Here is a 20,912-nt window from a genome sequence, read left to right as displayed (position 1 = left end):
ATTTCATCCCTCCGCAACAATCGCGGGGTCCGGCCGGACCCGGACGCGCAGGAGGAGGAACCGGGTGGTCTGCGCCGCGTTCTGGTTGTCGTCGCTGACCAGGAGCACCCGCAGGCCGCCCCGGCCGCGGCCCGTGACCGCCATGCCCTCGATGTTGTCCAGCAGCGGGTTGGGCTGCGGCTGCCCGGCCGTCGCTCCCAGGGACGGGCAGGTCACGAGGTCCGTCAGGAGCGTCTTGCGGACCGGGCGCACGCCCTCCTGACCCGTCAGGTGTTCGATGCCGGCGGTGTCGGTCGCACGGCGCGGGTCGGCCAGGTAGAGGCGCACCGTGTTGCCGACGCCCGCGGTGAAGCCGCGCTCCAGGACGAGCAGCCGCCCGTCGGACAGCGCCTGCACCTCGGGGACGCCGAGGCCCGCGTCCGTGCGGTAGGCGTACTGGGCGGCGAGCCGGAAGCGGTCGCCCCGGGTCCGCGTCCAGGTCTGGAAGCGGACGACGCCCGGGGCGTCGCCGGCGATCGCGTACTCCATGGACGCGAGGAGGGTACGGCCGCCCGGCAGGAGCGTCAGGCCTTCGAAGGTCTGGTTGGCGGTCGCCCGGCCGGCCGGGGCGACCAGGAGGGCGGACGGGACCGGGAGGCGGTCGAGGATCTCGCCGTCACGGCCGTAGCGGCGCACGGACGGCTCGGTCTCGGAGGTCACCAGCCGGGTGCCGTCCCGGTCCACGACGAGACCCTCGCTGTCGAGGGGCGCGCCGCTCTCGTCGGCGAGCGGGACGACCTTTTCCGGGGCGAGGGTCCTCGCGTCCAGGCGGAAGAGCGAGGAGCGGTCGGAGAGGGCGGCCAGGGACCCGTCGGGGTCCCGGGCGAGGGCGGAGAGATTGCCGACGAAGACGCCGTCGAAGGTCGTCTTGTCGAGGGCGTCGGAGAAGCGGTCGACGGAGACGGACGGGGAGCAGGCGTTCTCCGTGGCCGGGTGGGCGGCGGCGGGCCCGGCGGCGGTCGGCGTGGCGGCCGCCGCCAGGCCGGCGGCGAAGGCGGCGAGTACGGTTCGCAGGCGCATGGGCGTCACCGTAGAACGGGTCGGTGACGCCCGGTGGGACAGCGCGTGAAAGCCCGCCCGGGACGCGGCCCGGACGAGCGTGAAAACTCACCCGGGACGCGGCCCGGACGCGGCTAGAACACGGCTCAGGACGCGGCGAGGTCCCGGTGGATGACCTTGGCGACGCCCTGGATGGTCGCGATGCCGTAGTCCATCGTGGCGTTGCCCTGGGTCAGGACGGCGATGACGTAGTCGTGGCCGCTGCCCTTGAAGGTGCCGATGCTGTGCACCCGCCAGGCCTGCGTGGCCCGCGACAGCCAGCCGTTCTTGACGCGCCAGGTGACGCCGGACGACCGACCGTAGGGGGTGCCCCAGCGCTGCGACGGTATGACCTGGCCCATCAGCGTGTTGACGTAGGCGCGCGAGGCGTCGGTGAGCACCGCGTTCTTGGCGGTGAGCAGCTTCAGCAGCTTCACCTGGTCGCCGGCGGTGATCTGGGTCAGGCCCCAGTAGTTGTCCGCGCCGGGCTTGGTCTGCGTCATCTTCGCCGCCGCCAGGAAGCCCCTGATCCTGGTCAGGCCGAGCTGCTTCCACAGAGTGGAGGTGGAGGCGTTGTCCGACTTGGTGATCATCGCGGTGGCGAGGGACTTCTCCCGGCTGGTCAGCGCCCGGCCGGTCTTCTGCGCGTCCCACAGCAGCGTGGACAGCACGGTCACCTTGACGACGCTGGCCGAGTCGAACGCGGTGGAACCCCGCAGCGAACAGGCGGTGTTGGCGGTGCGGTCGTAGAGGCCGACGGCGATCGTGCCCCGGCGGCCGGCGACCGCGGCGGTGATGTCCTTCTTCAGCTTGGTCGCGAGAGCGGCCTTGGCCGAGGTGCAGCTGACGGTCGCGGTGGCGGCCGAGGCCGGCGCGGCGGCCACCCCGGTGACGAGCAGGCCGGCGCCGAGTCCCGCGGTGAGCAGGCGTGCGCGTAGTGATGTGCTGGATCTCCCCTGAGTCATGCCCAGTTGACACACGAGTTCGTAGGAAAGGTTGTACGAATCCGCCGCACGAATCTTCGAAGGCCGAGCCCGGAGGAGAATCCGCGGCGCCGCCGCGGCCTGTGCGCCTCACAGCCGACGGCCAGCTCGGGCACAGCGGTCACCCACAACCGCCGTGCAGCATGCGCAGGGTGACATCTGCCACCGATCCCCTCCCCCACCCGACCGTCTCCCCCGACTGGGCGCCGCCGGCGCCGGCGGCCGGGGCGCCCCCGCCGGACCGGGCGCCCCGCTGGTCCCTGCCCGCGCTGCTCGCGATCCTGGTCCTCGCGGCCGTGCTCTACGGCTGGAACCTGTCGGACGGCAGCCTCAACAGCTTCTACAGCGCCGCCGTGTACAGCGGCACGAAGAGCTGGGAGGCGTGGTTCTTCGGCTCGCTCGACGCCGGGAACTTCATCACCGTCGACAAGCCGCCGTTCGCGCTCATGATCATGGGCCTGTCCTGCCGTGTCCTCGGCTTCGGCACCTGGCAGATGATGCTGCCGGAGATCGCGGCCGCGCTGGGCACGATCTGGATCCTGCACGCCTGTGTGAAGCGGGCGTTCGGCCATGCGGCGGCCGCGCTCGCGGCCCTGGTGCTCGCGTTGACGCCCATCACCGTCGCGATCAACCGTGACAACAACCCCGACACCATCCTGGTGCTGCTGATGGTGGGCGGCGCCGCACTCGGGCTGCGCGCCACGCGCGACGACCGGCTGCTGCCGCTCCTCGGCTCCGCGGTCTGCTTCGGGCTGGCCTTCAACACCAAGATGCTCCAGGGCTACATCGCCCTGCCGGCCGTCTTCGCCGTGTACCTGTACGCGTCGAGGCTCGACTGGCGGAAGAAGGCCGTGAACCTGGCGCTGGCCGCCGTAGCGCTGGCCGTCTCCAGCTTCTGGTGGGCCACGGCCGTGTCCCTGGTGCCCGCCGACGACCGCCCGTACATCGGCGGTTCGACCGACGGCGGCGCCTGGGACCTGATCATGGGCTACAACGGACTCGGCCGGGTCCTCGGCGGCGAGGGCAACGGCGGGGGCGGCGGGGGCGGAGGCGGCACCTTCGCCGGGACGGCGGGCATCGGCCGGATGTTCAACGACGTCCTCGGCGGCCAGATCTCCTGGCTGATCCCCTTCGCGGGCGTCGCGCTGGTCGCCGGCCTGGTGCTGTGCGGCCGCGCACCGCGCAGCGACATGGCCCGGGCCGCGCTCCTGCTGTGGGGCGGCTGGCTGGTGCTGCACTACCTGACCTTCGCCCTGGCCGAGGGCACCATGCACCCGTACTACACGACCGCCCTCGCCCCGGGCATCGCGGCGCTGTGCGGGGGCGGCGGCGTGATGCTGTGGCGCGCCTTCCGCGGCGGCGACGCCCGCTGGTCGTGGGTGCTGCCCGCGGGGCTCGCGGTCACCGGCGTCTGGGGAATCGTGCTGCTGCGCCGGGCCACCGGCTGGAACGCCTGGCTGTGGCCGGCGGTCGGCGTCGTCATGGTCCTGGCGCTGGTGGGCCTGTTCGTCCTGCGGTCCGCGACCTCGGGCGTCCGGGTCCGGCTGCTCGGCGCGTGCGTCGCCGCGGCGATCGTGGCGGCCCTCGCCGGTCCGACGGCGTTCGCCGCCTCGCCGGCCTTCGGTTCGGCCGGCGGCATGATGGGCGGCACCAACCCCACCGCGGGTCCGTCCACCGGCGGCGGCATGGGCGGTCCCGGCGGCGGCGGCGGACCCGGCGGCCGGACACAGGGCGGCCGACAGGGCAGCGCCACCGGGGAGTTCCCCAACGGCGGCGCTCCGGGCGGCGGCGACGGCGCACTCCCGCAGGACGGCGGCACGAGCGGCGCTCCGACCGGTCAGGGCGGCCAGGAGGGTCAGGGCGGCCAGCAGGACGGCCAACAGGGCGGCGCGAACGACGAGTTCCCCGGCGGCGCTCAGGGCGGCGCGAACGGCGCGACGCCCGGCGGCGCGGCGGACGGCCCGCCCGGCGGTATGGGCGCGGGCATGGGCGCAGGCGGCGGCATGGGCGGCGCCGACAGCGCGCTCGTCTCGTACCTGGAGAAGCACCAGGACGGCGCCACCTGGCTGATCGCGGTGTCCAACTCGCAGAGCGCCGGCCAGATGATCCTGAGCACCGGCAAGCCCGTCATCTCGATGTTCGGCTTCACCGGCTCCGACAACGCGATGACCCTCGCCAGGCTCAAGGACCTGGTGAAGAAGGGCGAGCTGCACTACATCCAGCTCGGCGGGGGCGGCGGGCCCGGCGGCGGGAACAACAGCCTGCTCACCGAGATCGCCGCCTGGGTGCAGAAGAACGGCACGGCGGTGAAGGAGAGCGCGTACGGCGCGACTTCGGCGTCGTCCTCCGGCACGGACGCCTCGTCCGCCGCGCAGAGCGGTCAGTCGACTGTCTACCGGCTGGACCCCTCCGACGTGAGCTGACCGGCCGAGCCCGTCGCGCCGACGGCCCCCGACCTCGTGTCGGGGGCCGTTTCGCGCCTGCCGACTCGCGGGGACTGGGGGCGGTTTGCCGCTTCTCGTCATCCATTCGACATGTCAGATTCATTGCCACGACCGCATGTGCATGTCACTCTCCCGATTGCCGCCTTCAATCAACCCGCGTAGATCGGACACCCCACATGCTGGCGACACGCATAGGCCGATGGAAGTCGGTGGCGCTTGCCACCTCAGCCGTCCTGGTCGGCCTCACCGCCCCCGCGCTCACCGCGACCCCCGCCGCGGCGACCACGACGGCGTACGACTCGACGTACTACAAGAACGCGGTCGGCAAGACGGGTTCGAGCCTGAAGTCGTCCCTGCACACGATCATCAGCGCCAACGTCTCGAAGATCTCGTACTCGGCCGTCTGGAACGCGCTCAAGGTCACCGACCAGGACCCGAACAACAGCAACAACGTGATCCTGCTGTACAGCGGCGTCTCACGCAGCAAGTCCCTGAACGGCGGCGACGTCGGCGACTGGAACCGCGAGCACGTGTGGGCCAAGTCCCACGGCGACTTCGGCGAGGTGACCGGGCCCGGCACCGACCTGCACCACCTGCGTCCCGCCGACGTGACGCTCAACAGCGTCCGCGGCAACCTCGACTTCGACAACGGCGGCAGCGCCGCCACCAACGGCGGCGGCAGCAAGGTCGACTCCGACTCCTTCGAGCCGCGCGACGCCGACAAGGGCGACGTGGCCCGCATGATCCTCTACATGGCGGTCCGCTACGACGGCGGCGACGGCTTCGCCGACCTGGAGCCCAACGAGAAGGTCAACAACGGCAGCAACCCGTACATCGGCAAGCTCTCCGTCCTCAAGGCGTGGAGCGAGCAGGACCCGCCGAGCGCGTTCGAGGAGAAGCGCAACCAGACGATCTACGACACCTACCAGCACAACCGCAACCCGTTCATCGACCACCCGGAGTGGGTCGAGGCGATCTGGTAGGTCCGGCGCACGGAACTCCGGCCGGAACGGTCCGGCGTCCGGCCGGAACGGTCCGGCGGGAGGAGCCCGGTGGCGGCAGAACGGCGACTGGCGGGCGCGCCACCAGGGCGACTTCGGCGGGCGGATCGACGGCGTGGGCCCGGGCGCCTGCTAGCCCCGGCCCTCGCCCCGCGGAGCGCCGTACCAGCGCCATGCCGTGCGGCGCTCGTGCCCCGGGAGCTCACCCCGGCCGGTGGCCCACAGCAGCGTGGGCCACCGGCCGGTGTCGTCGGGGGCGTCCGGGAAGAGGCGGGCCAGCACCCGGCCGCACAGCCCGGCGTCCGGCTCCCAGACGAGGCCGAGCCCCTCGGCGACGTCGTGCAGGTGCACCAGCGTCTCGACGACGCCCATCGCGGCGAATCCCTCGGGGTCGGAGGCGCCGAACACGTGGTGCGAGCGGACGGTGGGCGGTGTCGTGCGCACCATGGCGGTCAGCAGCGCCCCGCAGGCCTCCAGCACCTGCACCAGGCCGGTGACGCCGGCCGCGCGGTCCGCGAAGACGACGTTCGCCGGCCCGCCGGGGCGCCTCGGGCTCCAGACGAAGGGGACCTCCGTGTCCGACGGCGGCCGTTTTGGGCCCAGTTGGGCGGCGTAGGCGAACAGGTCGTCGGCGAGATGCTCGACGGTCTCCCAACAACTCCATTCCAGGGAACCGGCCCTGGCCTCCCAGTCGGCGCCCTGCGCGCCCCGCAGCACGGCGACGGCCAGCCGGACGGCGTGACGCACGTCGTCGGCGGTGACGGGCCCGGGGACCGGCCGCACGCCGGAACGGGGGTGGTGAGCGGCGTCGCGCTCGGGAACGGCGTCCTGTTCCGGGACGGCGTCGTGTTCGGGAACGGACGAGCGGTGGGCGTCGGACATGCCGGGACCGTACCAACGATCACCGGACGGCGACCGTGCCCGGCCCGCACGCATGGGTACGCGTACTCATGCGCCGGTCACCGCCCCCGCCTAGGTTGACGGAATGTCAGAGAACGCCGAGTCCCCGGCCGCACCGGCCGCTCCGCCCGGCCTGCGCGGCTGGTCCTGCTGCCTGTTGCCGGCCGTGCTCACCCTCGGCTGGTTCCTCGGAGCGCGCTTCCTGCCGGAGAAGGTCGCCTGGTATCCGTTCTGGCTCGCGGCCGTGCTCTGGAACGGCTCGGACGGCCACGGCGGCATCAGCCACCTCCTCGGCTGAGCCACCTTCCTCGGCCGGGTCCCGCGTCCGGTCCTCAGCCGAGGTGCGTCGGCGCGAACATGCGCAGGACCGCCGGGAGCACGACCACCGCGGGGCCCGGGGAGCCCAGCGCCGCCGCGAGGTCCGCCTCCAGGTCCTGCGGAGACGTCCGCACGCCCGGCACCCCGAAGGACTCCGCCAGGGCCACGAAGTCGGGCCGGGTCAGCTCGGTGCCCGTCGCCTCGCCGAAGGCGTCCGTCATGTACTCGCGCAGGATGCCGTAACCGCCGTCGTCGACGATCAGCCAGGTGACGTCCAGATCGTGCTGGCGGGCGGTGGCCAGCTCGGCGATCGAGTACAGGGCGCCGCCGTCGCCGGACACCGCGAGGACCGGACGGCCCGGTTCCGCGACCGCCGCGCCCAGCGCCGCCGGGAAGCCGTAGCCGAGGCCGCCCGCGCCCTGGGCGGAGTGCATCAGGTTGGGGCCCCCGGCGTCGAAGGCGGACCAGGCCCAGTAGGCGAGGATCGTCATGTCCCAGAAGGACGGGGAACCGGCCGGCAGCGCCCTGCGCACCGACGCCAGCACGTCCTGCTCCAGGGTGAGTTCCTGGGCGGCGAGGCGGTCGGCGACCTTCGCCAGGAGGGTGCGGACGCGCTCGGGAGCCGTCGGGTCCTCGCGTTCGGACACCGTCTCCAGCAGCGCCTGCAGCGCGAGACGCGCGTCCGCGTGGATGCCCAGCGCCGGGTGGTTGGACTCCAGCTTGCCGAGGTCCGCCTCGATCTGGACGATCCGGCCCCGGGGCCTGAACGTGTGGTAGTTGGAGGAGAGTTCGCCGAGTCCCGAGCCGACGACCAGGAGCACGTCGGCGTCCTCCAGGAAGTCCGTCGTGTGCCGGTCCTCCAGCCAGGAGCGCAGGGACAGGGGGTGGTTCCAGGGGAACGCGCCCTTGCCGCCGGGGGTGGTGACCACCGGCGCCTTCAGCGCTTCCGCGACCTGGCGCAGCTTGCCCGAGGCGTCCGCCCGGACGACTCCCCCGCCCGCGATGATCGCCGGGCGCTCGGCGGTGGACAGCAGGTGCGCGGCCAGGGCGGTCAGTTCGGGGCGCGGCGGCAGCTCCTCGGGGAACGCGTCGCCGCCGGTCACCACCGGGATCGCCGTCCCGGCCAGCAGCACGTCCTGCGGGATCTCCACCCACACGGGGCCGTGCGGCGCCGACAGCGCCGACTTCCAGGCCGCCTCGATCGCCGACGGGATCTGGGACTGGGCGCGGACCGTGTGGACCGACTTCACCACGCCCCGGAACGAGGCGGCCTGGTCGGGGAGTTCGTGCAGATAGCCGTGGCGGCCGCCGCCGAGGCCCGCGGTGGGGACCTGGCTGCTGATCGCCAGCACCGGGGCGGAGGCGGCCGCGGCCTCCTGCAGCGCCGCCAGGGACGTCAGCGCGCCCGGTCCCGTGGACAGCAGCAGTGGGGCCGCCTCGCCGGTGATCCTGCCGTACGCGTCCGCCGCGAAGCCCGCGTTGTTCTCCATCCGCAGGCCGACGCAGCGCAGGTCCGAGCGGCGCAGGGAGTCGAACAGGCCGAGCGCGTGCTGGCCGGGCAGGCCGAAGACCGTCGTCGCGCCGAGGGCGGCCAGGGTTTCCACGACCAGGTCCGCGCCCGTGCGGCCGGGCGGAGGGTTCAGCGCGGCCTGCGTCTGCGCGGCCGTCGGGCGGAGCACCAGGTCGTGGTCGTGGGTCACTTGCGCTCGGTCTCCTCGCGCGCCTGGGCGATCTGGCGGGACATGATCGTGGTCAGTTCGTACGCCGTGTGGGACGCGGCCACCGACGTGATCTCCGCGTGATCGTACGCGGGGGCCACCTCGACGACGTCCGCGGAGACCAGGTTGCACGAGGCCAGGCCGCGCAGGATCTCCAGCAGCTCGCGGGAGGTCATGCCGCCGGCCTCGGGGGTGCCGGTGCCGGGGGCGTGCGCCGGGTCGAGGCAGTCGATGTCGATGGAGATGTAGAGGGGACGGTCGCCGATGCGCTGCCGCAGCTGGTCGGCGACCTCGTCGGCGCCCCGGCGGTAGACGTCCGCCGAGGTGACGATGCCGAAGCCCATCTTCTCGTCGTCGGTCAGGTCCTGCTTGCCGTAGAGCGGGCCGCGGATGCCCACGTGGGAGAGGGCCTCGGTGTCGAGGATGCCTTCCTCCACCGCCCGGCGGAACGGGGTGCCGTGCGTGTACTCGGCGCCGAAGTAGGTGTCCCAGGTGTCGAGGTGGGCGTCGAAGTGGAGCAGGGCCACCGGGCCGTGCTTCTTCGCGACCGAGCGCAGCAGGGGCAGCGCGATGGTGTGGTCGCCGCCCAGGGTCATCAGGCGCGCGCCGGTGCCGATCAGGTCGTCCGCGGCCGCCTCGATCGTGTCGACGGCCTCGTTGATGTTGAAGGGGTTGGCGGCGATGTCGCCCGCGTCCGCGACCTGCGCGAGCGCGAAGGGCGAGGCGTCCTGCGCGGGGTTGTACGGCCGCAGCAGCCGGGACGCCTCGCGGATCGCGTTGCCGCCGAAGCGGGCGCCCGGCCGGTAGGAGACGCCGGAGTCGAACGGCACGCCCACCACGGCGACGTCGGCGCGGCCGACCTCGTCGAGGCGGGGCAGCCGGGCGAAGGTCGCGGGGCCGGCGTACCGCGGGATGCGGGAGGAGTCGACGGGTCCGCGGGGCGTCTCACTGCTGCTCATGGTCCATCGCCTTCTGTACGGGGCTTTCAGCGGGGGTGTGTCCACGATAGGCGGCCGGGCCCCGTCGGGGCAGTGTACGTTTCCTCCATCCGGCACCCACCAGATGGAGGAAACGCACACCGTGTCCGAGCAGTCGGCCGTTCCCCTCACCCCGCCGGTCCCGCTCGGCGCGCTGCTGGCCCGCGAGGACCTCGCGCTGCGGCAGATCGCCGGGCCCGCCGACGCCGGCACGGTGCTGCACGGCGCCCACGCCTCGGAGATGGCCGACCCGTATCCGTATCTGCTGGGCGGCGAGCTGCTGCTGACGGCCGGGGCGCACGTCCCGGCGGGCGGTCTCCCGGACGCCCGCTTCGACGACTACGTCGCGCGGATCGTGGCGGCGGGCGGCGCGGCTCTGGGCTTCGGGGTCGCGCCCGTGCACGACGCCGTGCCGCGCGCACTGGTCGCGGCCTGCGAGGCGCACGGACTGCCGCTGATCGAGGTGCCCGCGCGGACGACGTTCTCCGCCGTCGCCCGCGCGGTCTGGCAGCTCATGGAGCGCGCCCGCACGGGCGAGCTGCGCCGGGTGACGGAGGCCCAGCAGAGCCTCGCGGCCGCCGCCTCCCGCCCGGATCCGGTGCCGTCGGTGCTGCGCCGGCTGGCCCGGCGACTCGGCGGGCGGGCGGTGCTGTACGGACCGGAAGGCACGGAGATCGCGGCGGCGGGGACGGCGACCGCGGCGGACCCGGCGCTGGCCCGGCTCGCCCGCGTCCTCGCCGGCTCCGCTTCCGCCGACCGCTCGGCCTCCCCCGCCCCGGCCCCCGCCGCGTCCCCCGCCCCGCCCCTCTCCCCCGACTCCGCTCCCGCCCCCGTCGCCACCACCGCGGCCGAGACCACCGCCTCCGGCGTGCATCTCGCCGTCTACGCCCTCGGGGCGCGCCAGGGGTTCGTCCTCGGCGTCGCGACGGCCCGGCGCGAGCCCGGCGACCACACCGTCGCCTCCGTCGCCGCCGTGCTGCTCTCGCTGCTCACCGGCGAGCACCGGAGCGGCTCGGGAGCCGCCCGCTCCTCCGCGCTGGTGCGGCTGCTGCTGGGCGGCGCCCCCGAGGAGGTCGCGCCGCTGCTGGGCGGCGGGCGGTGGCTCGTCGTGCACGCACGCCCGCACGGGCAGCAGCCCGCCGCGGTGGCGGCCTCCGCGCTCGGCGCCGCGCTCGGCTCGCCGCTGGTCGACCTCGGGGCGGACGCCGTACGGGTTCTCGTGCCGGCCGACCGTGAGCCGCGGCCGCAGCCGGGCTGGACCCTGGGCGTCAGCGCGGAGACGGACCCGGCGGGCTGGCCGCAGGCCGACGCGCAGGCGGCCCGAGCGCTGGCCCGGGCCCGGGCCACCCGTACGGCGCTGGCGCGCCACGGCGCCGGCGCCGGCCTGGCGGACCTGGTGCCCGGCGACGAGGCACGGGCCCACGCCCGCGCGCTCCTCGCCCCGATCGCCCCGATCGCCGCGGGCCCGGGGAGCCCCGGGAGCCCCGCGAACGCCGGGACCGCCCCGTTGGTCGAGACGCTGCGCGCCTGGCTGTCGCTGCACGGCAGCTGGGACCGCACCGCGGTGGCCCTGTCGGTGCACCGCAATACCGTGCGGCAGCGCATCGCCCGCTGCTCGGCCCTGCTGGACGCCGACCTGGACGACGCGGACGTGCGGATGGAGCTGTGGTTCGCCCTGAAACACCTGTGAGTGACGCGTGTCCCAGCGGCCGGGACGGCGAGGACGCGCACAGCCCGCTGCCTCACAATGGAGACCATGCCGATACCCGGGACGCCCAGCCGCGCCGAACTCGTCGACCACCTCGTCAGGACCCGTATCGCCGGGGACGTCGCCACGCCCCGCGAGAACAACCTGTCCCACTACCGTCAACTCGCGAACGGCGTCCGCAACTTCTGGCTCGGCCTGGAACTCGGCGACCGCTGGAGCGACGAGCAGGACGTGCTCGCGGTGATGGCGGAGCGGGTCGGCGTGAACGACGATCCCGAGTACCGCTACGGCCAGGACACCATCGACCCGCAGCTGACGGTCGGCGGTCTGGACCGGATGGCGGCGCGGCTGCGCAAGGCCGCCGACGGGCGGCAGCGGGTCCTCTTCGCCACCGGCCACCCGGGCGGTCTTCTCGACGTGCACCGCGCCACGGCCGCCGCCCTGCGCGCGGCGGGCTGCGAGATCGTCGTCATCCCGCCGGGGCTGCAGACCGACGAGGGGTACGTCTGGCAGGTCGCCGACGTGGCGGTGCTGGAGCACGGGGCCACGCTGTGGCACACCCACTCGGGGGAGCCGATGAAGGCCGTCCTGACGGCGCTGGAGCGCGCGGGGCGACCGCTGCCGGACCTGGTCGTCGCCGACCACGGCTGGGCGGGCTACGCCGGCCGGCACGGCGTCGACTCCGTCGGCTACGCCGACTGCAACGACCCGGCGCTGTTCATCGGGGAGGCGGAGGGCGTCGTCCAGGTGGCGGTCCCCCTGGACGACCACGTCGTCAGCCCGCGCCATTACGACCCGATGGTCGCCTACCTGCTGGCGGAGGCGGGCCTGCAGGAGGCGGACCGGTAGGGGGCCGGTATGGGGACCGGTAGCGGGCCGGGCCTGCGGAAGGCGGGTCAGTCCTCCCGCGGGACGCGGACCACGCCTTCCTGGATCACCGACACCGCGAGCCGGCCGTCCTGCGTGTAGATGCGGGCCTGGCCGAGGCCGCGGCCGCCGTGCGCGGACGGCGACTCCTGGTCGTACAGGAGCCACTCGTCGGCGCGGAAGGGGCGGTGGAACCACATCGCGTGGTCCAGGGACGCCCCCACCACGTCCCCCATGGCCCAGCCGCCCCGGCCGTGCGCGAGCAGGACCGAGTCGAGCAGGGTCATGTCGGAGACGTAGGTGGCCAGGACGACGTGCAGCAGCGGTTCGTCGACGGCGCCGCCGAGCTTGCCGTTGGTGCGGAACCAGACCTGGGAGCGCGGCTCGCGGGGCTCGCCGAACTTCCCGTACGGGGGCTCGTCGACGTAGCGCAGGTCGATCGCCTCGCGGGTCTCCAGGAACTTCTCGACGACCACGGGGTCGAGGTGGTCGTAGCCGCGCAGCCGCTCCTCGGAGGTGGGCAGCGTGGCCGGGTCCGGCGAGGGCGGCATGGGCGTCTGGTGGTCCAGGCCCTCCTCGTACGTCTGGAAGGACGCGGACAGCGTGAAGATCGGCCGGCCGTGCTGGACGGCGACCGCGCGCCGGGTGGTGAAGGAGCGGCCGTCGCGGATGCGCTCGACGGTGTAGACGATGGGCGCGCCCGGGTCGCCCATGCGCAGGAAGTAGGCGTGCAGGGAGTGGGCGTGCCGGTCCTCGGGGACCGTGCGCCCGGCGGCGACCAGCGCCTGGGCCGCCACCTGCCCGCCGAACACGCGCGGGACGACGGCGGACCGGGACCGGCCGCGGAAGATGTTCTCCTCGATCTGCTCCAGGTCGAGCAGATCGAGGAGATCGTGGAGTGCCTGGCTCATGGCGTCTGGTCGTACCGGGCGGTGATTGCCGGGACCTTACAGACCCATGTCCTTGGCGATGATCGTCTTCATGATCTCGCTCGTGCCGCCGTAGATGCGGTTGACGCGGTTGTCCGCGTACAGGCGGGCGATCGGGTACTCGTTCATGAAGCCGTAGCCGCCGTGCAGCTGGAGGCAGCGGTCGATCACGCGGTGGGCGACCTCGGTGCAGAACAGCTTGGCGCTGGCGGCCTCGGCCGGGGTCAGCTCGCCGGCGTCCAGGGCCTCCGTGGCGCGGTCGGCGACGGCCTCGGCCGCGTCGACCTCGGCCTGGCAGGCGGCCAGCTCGAACTTGGTGTTCTGGAAGTGCGCGACCGGCTTGCCGAAGACGGTGCGCTCCTGCACGTACTGCTTGGCGAACCGGACGGCGGCCTTGGCCTGCGCGTAGGCGCCGTAGGCGATGCCCCAGCGCTCGGAGGCCAGGTTGTGGCCGAGGTAGTAGAAGCCCTTGTTCTCCTCGCCGAGGAGGTCCTCGACGGGCACCTTGACGTCGACGAACGCCAGCTCGGCGGTGTCGGAGGTCTTCAGGCCGAGCTTGTCCAGCTTGCGGCCGACCGAGTAGCCCTCGGCCTTGGTGTCCACCACGAAGAGGGAGATGCCGTGGCGGCGGTCGTCCGCGGTTGGCGGGGCGGTGCGCGCGCAGACGATCATGCGGTCGGCGTGGACGCCGCCGGTGATGAACGTCTTGGAGCCGTTGAGGACGTAGTGCGTGCCGTCCTCGCTCAGCTTGGCGGTGGTCTTCATGCCCGCGAGGTCGGAGCCGGTGCCCGGTTCGGTCATCGCGATCGCCCACATCTCCTCGCCGGAGACGAACTTGGGCAGGAAGCGCTTCTTCTGCTCGTCGTCGGCCAGCATCTTGATGTAGGGCAGGCCGAGCAGCACGTGGACGCCGGAGCCGCCGAAGGTGACGCCCGCGCGGGCGGTCTCCTCGTACAGGACGGCCTCGAACTTGTAGGAGTCGATGCCGGCGCCGCCGTACTCCTCGTCGACGCGGATGCCGAAGACGCCCAGCTCGGCGAGCTTGTAGTAGAAGTCGCGCGGCGCCTGGCCGGCCGCGAACCATTCGTCGTAGACCGGGACGACCTCGGCCTCGATGAAGGCCCGGAGAGTCTCCCGGAACGCCTCGTGGTCCTCGTTGAACACCGTACGGCGCACCGCCGGCCCCTCTCTGCGCCTAAGCCGGCGCCGCTCTCGCGGGTGTGGTCGCTCGCCGTGGGGGTTCCTCACTGAGTGGTTGCGGTTCCCGATGGCTAAGCGCTTGCTCAGGGCAACCGTACCGGCGGGTAGGGAGAGGCGTCCAGAGAGTCGGCCGTAACGCTCGTCACTCCCCCGCGGCCGCCGCCCCGAACGCGCCGCGGGCCATGCGGTGCAGGAGGGCCGCCGTGGCCGCGCGACCGGGGAGGGAACCCGGCCGGCCGAGGTGCGGGGTGGAGTTCAGCAGACCGAAGACGGAGTGGACCGCGGAGCGGGCCGCGGGCTCGGCGAGGCCCGGGTGCACGGCGCGCAGGACCTCCACCCACAGCTCGACGTACTGCCGCTGGAGCTGGCGCACCAGCTTGCGGTCGCTGTCGCGCAGGCGGTCCAGCTCGCGGTCGTGCAGGGTGATCAGGGGACGGTCGTCGAGGGCGAAGTCGATGTGCCCCTCGACCAGCGAGTCCAGCACCGCCTCGGAGGGCACCCCGTCGGCCTCCTCCAGGCGCCGTTTCGCACCGGTCAGCAGCCGGCCGCTGATGCCCACCAGCAGTTCGGCGAGCATCGCGTCCTTGCCGGGGAAGTGGCGGTAGAGTCCCGGGCCGCTGATGCCCACCGCGGCCCCTATCTCGTCGACCCCGACGCCGTGGAACCCGCGCTCGGCGAACAGGCGCGCGGCCTCTCTGAGGATCTGCTCGCGCCGGGTGGGGGCGTCGGTTCTCGTGGCCATGAGGGCAATTCTAGACAGGGAGGTTAGCGGTCGTTAACCTGACGGAAATGGTTAACGCTCATTAACAGTCGTTCACCGGCGTGAGGGGACCGCGAGGATGGAAGAGGCACCGGAGCTGACGAGCGCGGCCGATCCCGCGTCGGAGGCCTGGCGGGCCAACGAGGAGGCCCACCGCGCGCTCGCCGAGGAGCTGCGCGGCAAGCTCGCCGCGGCCCGGCTGGGCGGCGGCGAGAAGGCGCGGGCCCGGCACACCGCGCGCGGCAAGCTGCTGCCCCGAGACCGGGTCGACGCCCTGCTGGATCCGGGCTCGCCGTTCCTGGAGCTCGCCCCCCTGGCCGCCGACGGGATGTACGACGGACAGGCCCCGGCCGCCGGGGTCATCGCCGGCATCGGGCGGGTCGCCGGGCGCGAGTGCGTGGTCGTGGCCAACGACGCCACCGTCAAGGGCGGCACGTACTACCCGATGACGGTGAAGAAGCACCTGCGGGCGCAGGAGGTGGCGCTGGAGAACCGCCTGCCCTGTCTGTATCTGGTGGACTCGGGCGGGGCCTTCCTGCCCATGCAGGACGAGGTGTTCCCGGACCGCGAGCACTTCGGGCGGATCTTCTACAACCAGGCCCGGATGTCCGGGGCCGGGATCCCGCAGATCGCGGCCGTGCTCGGATCGTGCACGGCCGGCGGGGCGTACGTGCCCGCCATGAGCGACGAGGCGGTCATCGTCCGCGGTCAGGGCACGATCTTCCTCGGCGGTCCCCCGCTGGTGAAGGCCGCCACCGGCGAGGTCGTCACCGCGGAGGAGCTCGGCGGCGGCGAGGTGCACGCGCGTGTGTCGGGCGTGACCGACCATCTCGCGCAGGACGACGCACACGCGCTGCGGATCGTGCGCAACATCGTCGCGACGCTCCCCGCGCGCGGGCCCCTGCCCTGGCAGGTGCGGCCCTCCGTGGAGCCCAAGGTCGACCCCCACGGGCTGACCGGCGCCGTCCCGGTGGACTCCCGCACCCCCTACGACGTGCGCGAGGTCATCGCGCGCGTGGTCGACGGCTCCCGGTTCGCGGAGTTCAAGTCCGAGTTCGGGCAGACCCTGGTCACCGGCTTCGCCCGGATCCACGGCCACCCGGTGGGGATCGTCGCCAACAACGGCATCCTGTTCTCCGAGTCCGCCCAGAAGGGCGCCCACTTCATCGAGCTGTGCGACCAGCGCGGGATCCCGCTGGTGTTCCTGCAGAACATCTCCGGGTTCATGGTCGGCAAGGACTACGAGGCCGGCGGAATCGCCAAGCACGGCGCCAAGATGGTGACGGCCGTGGCGTGCACGCGCGTGCCGAAGCTGACGGTCGTCGTCGGCGGGTCGTACGGCGCGGGCAACTACTCCATGTGCGGCCGGGCCTACTCGCCCCGCTTCCTGTGGATGTGGCCCAACGCCAAGATCTCCGTCATGGGCGGCGAGCAGGCCGCCTCCGTCCTCGCGACCGTCAAGCGCGACCAGCTGGAGGCGGGCGGTCAGGAGTGGCCGGCCGAGGACGAAGAGGCCTTCAAGGACCCGATCCGCGCGCAGTACGAACGCCAGGGCAACGCCTACTACGCGACCGCCCGGCTCTGGGACGACGGGGTCATCGAACCGCAGGAGACCCGGCAGGTGCTGGGCCTGGCCCTGACGGCCTGCGCCAACGCGCCGCTGGGCGAGCCCCGGTTCGGCGTCTTCCGGATGTGAGGAGGGGACTTCATGTTTGACACAGTGCTCGTGGCCAACCGGGGCGAGATCGCCGTCCGCGTCATCCGCACCCTGCGCGCCATGGGCGTGCGCTCGGTGGCGGTCTTCTCCGACGCCGACGCGGACGCCCGGCACGTCCGGGAGGCGGACACGGCGGTCCGGATCGGCCCGCCGCCCGCCGCCGACAGCTATCTGTCGGTCGAGCGGCTGCTGGAAGCGGCCGCGCGGACGGGCGCCCAGGCGGTCCACCCGGGGTACGGCTTCCTGGCCGAGAACGCCGGGTTCGCCCGCGCGTGCGCCGACGCGGGTCTGGTCTTCATCGGGCCGCCCGCCGAGGCCATCGCCCTGATGGGCGACAAGATCCGGGCCAAGGCGACGGTGCGGGAGGCCGGGGTCCCGGTGGTGCCCGGATCGAGCGGCAGCGGCCTGACGGACGAGCAGCTCATCGCCGCCGCGCACGAGATCGGCGTGCCGGTGCTGCTGAAGCCGAGCGCGGGCGGCGGCGGCAAGGGCATGCGGCTGGTGCGCGACGCCCCCCTGCTGGCCGAGGAGATCGCCGCCGCCCGCCGGGAGGCCCGCGCCTCCTTCGGCGACGACACGCTCCTCGTCGAGCGGTGGGTCGACCGGCCCCGGCACATCGAGATCCAGGTCCTCGCCGACGGCCACGGCAACGTGATCCACCTCGGCGAACGCGAGTGCTCGCTGCAGCGCCGGCACCAGAAGATCGTCGAGGAGGCGCCCAGCGTCCTGCTCGACGAGGCCACGCGCGCGTCGATGGGCGAGGCGGCCGTGCAGGCGGCGCGCTCCTGCGGCTACCGCGGCGCGGGCACGGTGGAGTTCATCGTGCCGGGCGGCGATCCGTCCTCGTACTACTTCATGGAGATGAACACCCGCCTGCAGGTGGAGCATCCGGTCACCGAGCTGGTCACCGGCCTGGACCTGGTGGAGTGGCAGCTGCGGGTGGCGGCCGGCGAGCCGCTGCCCTTCGGCCAGGAGGACGTGCGGCTGACCGGGCACGCGGTCGAGGCGCGCGTCTGCGCCGAGGACCCCGCGCGCGGGTTCCTGCCGTCCGGCGGCACGGTGCTCCGGCTGCGCGAGCCGCAGGGCGACGGCGTGCGCACGGACTCCGGGCTCAGCGAGGGCGCCGAGGTCGGCAGCCTGTACGACCCGATGCTGTCCAAGGTGATCGCCTACGGCCCGGACCGCGAGAGCGCCCTCAGGAAGCTCCGGGCGGCCCTGGCCGGCACGGTCACGCTGGGCGTGCAGACCAACGCCGGGTTCCTGCGGCGGCTGCTGGCCCACCCGGCGGTCGTGGCGGGCGAACTGGACACCGGGCTGGTGGAGCGGGAGGCCGCCTCGCTGGTCACGGCCGACGTCCCGCCGGAGGTCTACGCGGCGGCGGCGCTGCTGCGTCAGGCCGCGCTCGCTCCCGCGCCCGGCGCGCAGTGGGCGGACCCCTTCTCGGCCGCGGACGGCTGGCGGCTGGGCGGCGAGCCCGCCTGGACGGCGCACCACCTGCAGGCGCCCGGGCACGACCCGGTGACGGTGCGGGTGCGCAGCACGGCGGACGGCGGCCGGGAGGTGCTGCTCGACGGGGAGGAGACCCCCCGGCGCAGCTCCGGGATCCTGCCCCCGCGGCCGGACGACCCCCGCTTCGTCTGCCGGCTCGACGGCGTCACGCACGCCTTCGCCGCGCTGCCGGACGGCTCCTGGCTGGGCCGCGACGGCGACGCCTGGCACCTGCGCGACCACGACCCGGTGGCCGCCTCCCTCACCCGCGGGGCCCACGCGGGCGCCGACTCGCTCACCGCGCCCATGCCCGGCACGGTCACGGTGGTCAAGGTCGCCGTCGGCGACGAGGTGGTCGCGGGTCAGAGTCTGCTGGTCGTGGAGGCGATGAAGATGGAGCACGTCATCTCCGCGCCGCACGCCGGCACCGTCGCCGAACTCGACGTGACACCGGGCTCGACGGTCGCCATGGACCAGGTGCTGGCCGTCGTCGCCCCGGTGGCCGAACCGGCGAAGGAGGAGAAGTGACGACGCTCCCCATGGCCGTACCCGCCCCGGGCCTGCCCGCCCGGGTGCGCATCCACGAGGTCGGCGCACGCGACGGCCTGCAGAACGAGAAGACGACCGTGCCGACGGACGTCAAGGCGGAGTTCGTGCGGCGCCTCGCCGGCGCGGGCCTGACCACCATCGAGGCCACCAGCTTCGTGCACCCGAGGTGGGTCCCCCAACTGGCGGACGCGGAGCAGCTGTTCCCGCTGGTGAGCGATCTGGACGTGGCGCTGCCGGTGCTCGTGCCGAACGAACGGGGACTGGACCGGGCGCTCGCCCTGGGGGCCCGCCGGGTCGCCGTCTTCGCCAGCGCCACCGAGTCCTTCGCCAAGGCCAACCTCAACCGCACGGTGGACGAGGCGCTGGCCATGTTCGAGCCGGTGGTGGCCCGGGCCAGGGCCCGGGACGTGCACGTGCGCGGCTATCTCTCCATGTGCTTCGGCGACCCCTGGGAGGGCGCGGTCCCGGTCGAGCAGGTCGTCCGGGTCTGCCGTGCCCTGCTCGACCTCGGCTGTCACGAGCTGAGCCTGGGCGACACGATCGGGGTGGCCACCCCGGGCCATGTGGCGGCCCTGCTGACCGCGCTGAACGAACAGGGCGTACCCACCGACGTGTTGGGGGTGCACTTCCACGACACCTACGGTCAGGCGCTCGCCAACACCCTCGCCGCGCTCCAGCACGGCGTCACCACCGTCGACGCCTCGGCGGGCGGTCTCGGCGGCTGCCCGTACGCCAAGTCCGCCACCGGCAACCTCGCCACCGAAGACCTCGTGTGGATGCTGCGGGGTCTCGGCATCGACACCGGGGTGGACCTCGGCCGTCTCGTCGCCACCAGCGAGTGGATGGCCGCCCACCTGGGCCGACCCAGCCCGTCCCGCACCGTCCGAGCACTCGGCACCACGACACAGCCCCACAAGGAGCAGTGACCCGACATGGACCACCGTCTCTCCCCCGAACTGGAAGAACTCCGCCGCACGGTCGAGGAGTTCGCGCACGACGTGGTCGCGCCCAAGATCGGCGACTTCTACGAGCGGCACGAGTTCCCCTACGAGATCGTCCGCGAGATGGGCCGCATGGGCCTGTTCGGGCTGCCGTTCCCCGAGGAGCACGGCGGCATGGGCGGCGACTACCTCGCCCTGGGCATCGCGCTGGAGGAACTGGCGCGCGTCGACTCCTCCGTGGCCATCACCCTGGAGGCGGGCGTCTCGCTGGGCGCCATGCCGATCCATCTCTTCGGCACGCCGGAGCAGAAGCGCCAGTGGCTGCCGCGGCTGTGCTCCGGCGAGATCCTGGGCGCCTTCGGGCTGACCGAGCCGGACGGCGGTTCGGACGCGGGAGCGACGCGCACGACGGCCCGTCTCGACCCGGACACGGACGAATGGGTCATCAACGGCTCCAAGTGCTTCATCACCAACTCCGGCACGGACATCACCGGGTTGGTCACGGTCACGGCGGTGACGGGCCGCAAGCCGGACGGCAGGCCGCTGATCTCGGCGATCATCGTCCCGTCCGGCACCCCGGGCTTCACGGTCGCGGCGCCTTACTCGAAGGTCGGCTGGAACGCCTCCGACACGCGTGAGCTGTCCTTCTCCGACGTGCGCGTCCCGGCGGCCAACCTGCTGGGCGAGGAGGGCCGCGGGTACGCGCAGTTCCTGCGGATCCTCGACGAGGGGCGGATCGCCATCGCCGCGCTGGCCACCGGGCTCGCGCAGGGCTGTGTGGACGAGTCGGTGAAGTACGCCAAGGAGCGGCATGCGTTCGGCCGTCCGATCGGCGCCAACCAGGCCGTCCAGTTCAAGATCGCCGACATGGAGATGAAGGCCCACACGGCTCGTCTGGCCTGGCGGGACGCGGCCTCGCGGCTGGTGGCCGGTGAGCCGTTCAAGAAGGAGGCGGCGATGGCGAAGCTGTACTCGTCCACGGTCGCCGTCGACAACGCCCGTGACGCCACCCAGGTGCACGGCGGCTACGGCTTCATGAACGAGTACCCGGTCGCGCGCATGTGGCGCGACTCCAAGATCCTGGAGATCGGCGAGGGCACGAGCGAGGTGCAGCGCATGCTGATCGCCCGGGAGTTGGGACTCCCCGCCTGACCGGACGCCGTCCCACGCCCCGGCACCCCTGCGCCCCGGCGCCCCGGCACCCAGCGCCCCGGCACTCCTGCGCCCCCATCGGCCGCCCGGGGGCGGCCGGGGCCCCCCAGAGGGCGCCGGCGCCGGTGGGCCCCCGCCCCCCGGACGCGTGGGCCGCCGCCAGGGTGTTATTAACCACAGCCG

The 20,912-nt window shown here is 73.4% G+C and carries 17 protein-coding genes; 9 read left to right on the top strand and 8 right to left on the bottom strand.

The features are described from left to right. Positions 1 to 3 precede the first annotated feature (3 nt). Positions 4 to 1,059, bottom strand: coding sequence for an esterase-like activity of phytase family protein (locus ACFVYK_RS09265; protein ID WP_389770564.1), 1,056 nt, complete (start codon positions 1,057 to 1,059; stop codon positions 4 to 6). Positions 1,060 to 1,184: 125 nt separating this feature from the next. Then, a complete protein-coding gene (locus ACFVYK_RS09260) occupies positions 1,185 to 2,042 on the bottom strand; it encodes a serine hydrolase (RefSeq protein WP_389770561.1) in 858 nt (285 codons plus the stop codon). A 170-nt stretch (positions 2,043 to 2,212) separates the two neighbouring features. On the opposite strand from ACFVYK_RS09260, the gene ACFVYK_RS09255 reads away from it, so the two are divergent. Together ACFVYK_RS09255 and ACFVYK_RS09250 are read left to right on the top strand one after the other, a co-directional pair. Continuing rightward, entirely contained in the window at positions 2,213 to 4,483 is a 2,271-nt protein-coding gene (locus tag ACFVYK_RS09255; RefSeq protein WP_389770558.1) for a glycosyltransferase family 39 protein, read from the top strand. Between the two features lie 197 nt (positions 4,484 to 4,680). Then, the gene (locus tag ACFVYK_RS09250) at positions 4,681 to 5,487 is read left to right on the top strand and encodes an endonuclease I family protein (RefSeq protein WP_389770556.1); all 807 of its coding nucleotides are present in this window, start codon (positions 4,681 to 4,683) and stop codon (positions 5,485 to 5,487) included. A 150-nt stretch (positions 5,488 to 5,637) separates the two neighbouring features. Here the strand turns inward: ACFVYK_RS09250 and ACFVYK_RS09245 are convergent, their stop codons facing one another. Further along, positions 5,638 to 6,387, bottom strand: coding sequence for a DinB family protein (locus ACFVYK_RS09245; RefSeq protein ID WP_389770553.1), 750 nt, complete (start codon positions 6,385 to 6,387; stop codon positions 5,638 to 5,640). A 103-nt stretch (positions 6,388 to 6,490) separates the two neighbouring features. Here ACFVYK_RS09245 and ACFVYK_RS09240 point away from each other — a divergent pair, with 103 nt between their 5' ends. Continuing rightward, entirely contained in the window at positions 6,491 to 6,703 is a 213-nt protein-coding gene (locus ACFVYK_RS09240) for a hypothetical protein (RefSeq protein WP_389770551.1), read from the top strand. Positions 6,704 to 6,737: 34 nt separating this feature from the next. Here the strand turns inward: ACFVYK_RS09240 and ACFVYK_RS09235 are convergent, their stop codons facing one another. Together ACFVYK_RS09235 and speB are read right to left on the bottom strand one after the other, a co-directional pair. Beyond that, positions 6,738 to 8,423, bottom strand: a complete 1,686-nt coding sequence (locus tag ACFVYK_RS09235) for a thiamine pyrophosphate-binding protein (protein ID WP_389770548.1) — start codon at positions 8,421 to 8,423, stop codon at positions 6,738 to 6,740. Continuing rightward, entirely contained in the window at positions 8,420 to 9,400 is a 981-nt protein-coding gene (gene speB, locus ACFVYK_RS09230) for an agmatinase (protein ID WP_389770545.1), read from the bottom strand. Before speB ends, ACFVYK_RS09235 begins: the two co-directional genes overlap by 4 nt. 103 nt (positions 9,401 to 9,503) lie before the next feature. Between speB and ACFVYK_RS09225 the strand changes: the two genes are divergently transcribed. Together ACFVYK_RS09225 and ACFVYK_RS09220 are read left to right on the top strand one after the other, a co-directional pair. After that, a complete protein-coding gene (locus ACFVYK_RS09225; RefSeq protein ID WP_389770542.1) occupies positions 9,504 to 11,108 on the top strand; it encodes a helix-turn-helix domain-containing protein in 1,605 nt (534 codons plus the stop codon). 66 nt (positions 11,109 to 11,174) lie between these two features. Next, entirely contained in the window at positions 11,175 to 11,975 is an 801-nt protein-coding gene (locus ACFVYK_RS09220) for a phosphatase (protein WP_389770539.1), read from the top strand. 47 nt (positions 11,976 to 12,022) lie between these two features. Here ACFVYK_RS09220 and ACFVYK_RS09215 read toward each other — a convergent pair whose 3' ends face one another. The 3 genes from ACFVYK_RS09215 to ACFVYK_RS09205 form a co-directional block, all read right to left on the bottom strand. Beyond that, positions 12,023 to 12,904, bottom strand: a complete 882-nt coding sequence (locus ACFVYK_RS09215) for an acyl-CoA thioesterase (RefSeq protein ID WP_389770536.1) — start codon at positions 12,902 to 12,904, stop codon at positions 12,023 to 12,025. Between the two features lie 36 nt (positions 12,905 to 12,940). Then, entirely contained in the window at positions 12,941 to 14,098 is a 1,158-nt protein-coding gene (locus ACFVYK_RS09210; protein WP_389770534.1) for an acyl-CoA dehydrogenase family protein, read from the bottom strand. A 166-nt stretch (positions 14,099 to 14,264) separates the two neighbouring features. Beyond that, positions 14,265 to 14,864, bottom strand: coding sequence for a TetR/AcrR family transcriptional regulator (locus ACFVYK_RS09205; RefSeq protein WP_389770531.1), 600 nt, complete (start codon positions 14,862 to 14,864; stop codon positions 14,265 to 14,267). Between the two features lie 97 nt (positions 14,865 to 14,961). On the opposite strand from ACFVYK_RS09205, the gene ACFVYK_RS09200 reads away from it, so the two are divergent. Genes ACFVYK_RS09200 through ACFVYK_RS09185 form a run of 4 tightly spaced genes read left to right on the top strand, consistent with a single transcriptional unit; the run spans position 14,962 to position 20,729 of the window. Continuing rightward, positions 14,962 to 16,578, top strand: coding sequence for a carboxyl transferase domain-containing protein (locus tag ACFVYK_RS09200; protein ID WP_389770529.1), 1,617 nt, complete (start codon positions 14,962 to 14,964; stop codon positions 16,576 to 16,578). Positions 16,579 to 16,590: 12 nt separating this feature from the next. Further along, a complete protein-coding gene (locus tag ACFVYK_RS09195; RefSeq protein ID WP_389770527.1) occupies positions 16,591 to 18,615 on the top strand; it encodes an acetyl/propionyl/methylcrotonyl-CoA carboxylase subunit alpha in 2,025 nt (674 codons plus the stop codon). A gap of 11 nt (positions 18,616 to 18,626) precedes the next feature. Continuing rightward, positions 18,627 to 19,562, top strand: coding sequence for a hydroxymethylglutaryl-CoA lyase (locus tag ACFVYK_RS09190; protein WP_389770749.1), 936 nt, complete (start codon positions 18,627 to 18,629; stop codon positions 19,560 to 19,562). A gap of 6 nt (positions 19,563 to 19,568) precedes the next feature. After that, the gene (locus ACFVYK_RS09185) at positions 19,569 to 20,729 is read left to right on the top strand and encodes an acyl-CoA dehydrogenase family protein (protein ID WP_389770524.1); all 1,161 of its coding nucleotides are present in this window, start codon (positions 19,569 to 19,571) and stop codon (positions 20,727 to 20,729) included. Positions 20,730 to 20,912 lie beyond the last annotated feature (183 nt).

The sequence above is a fragment of the Streptomyces sp. NPDC058291 genome, assembly GCF_042880855.1.
GTDB lineage: Bacteria > Actinomycetota > Actinomycetes > Streptomycetales > Streptomycetaceae > Streptomyces.
The sequence above is the reverse complement of the archived record's forward strand: the minus strand, read 5'-3'. Positions and strand labels throughout refer to the sequence as shown.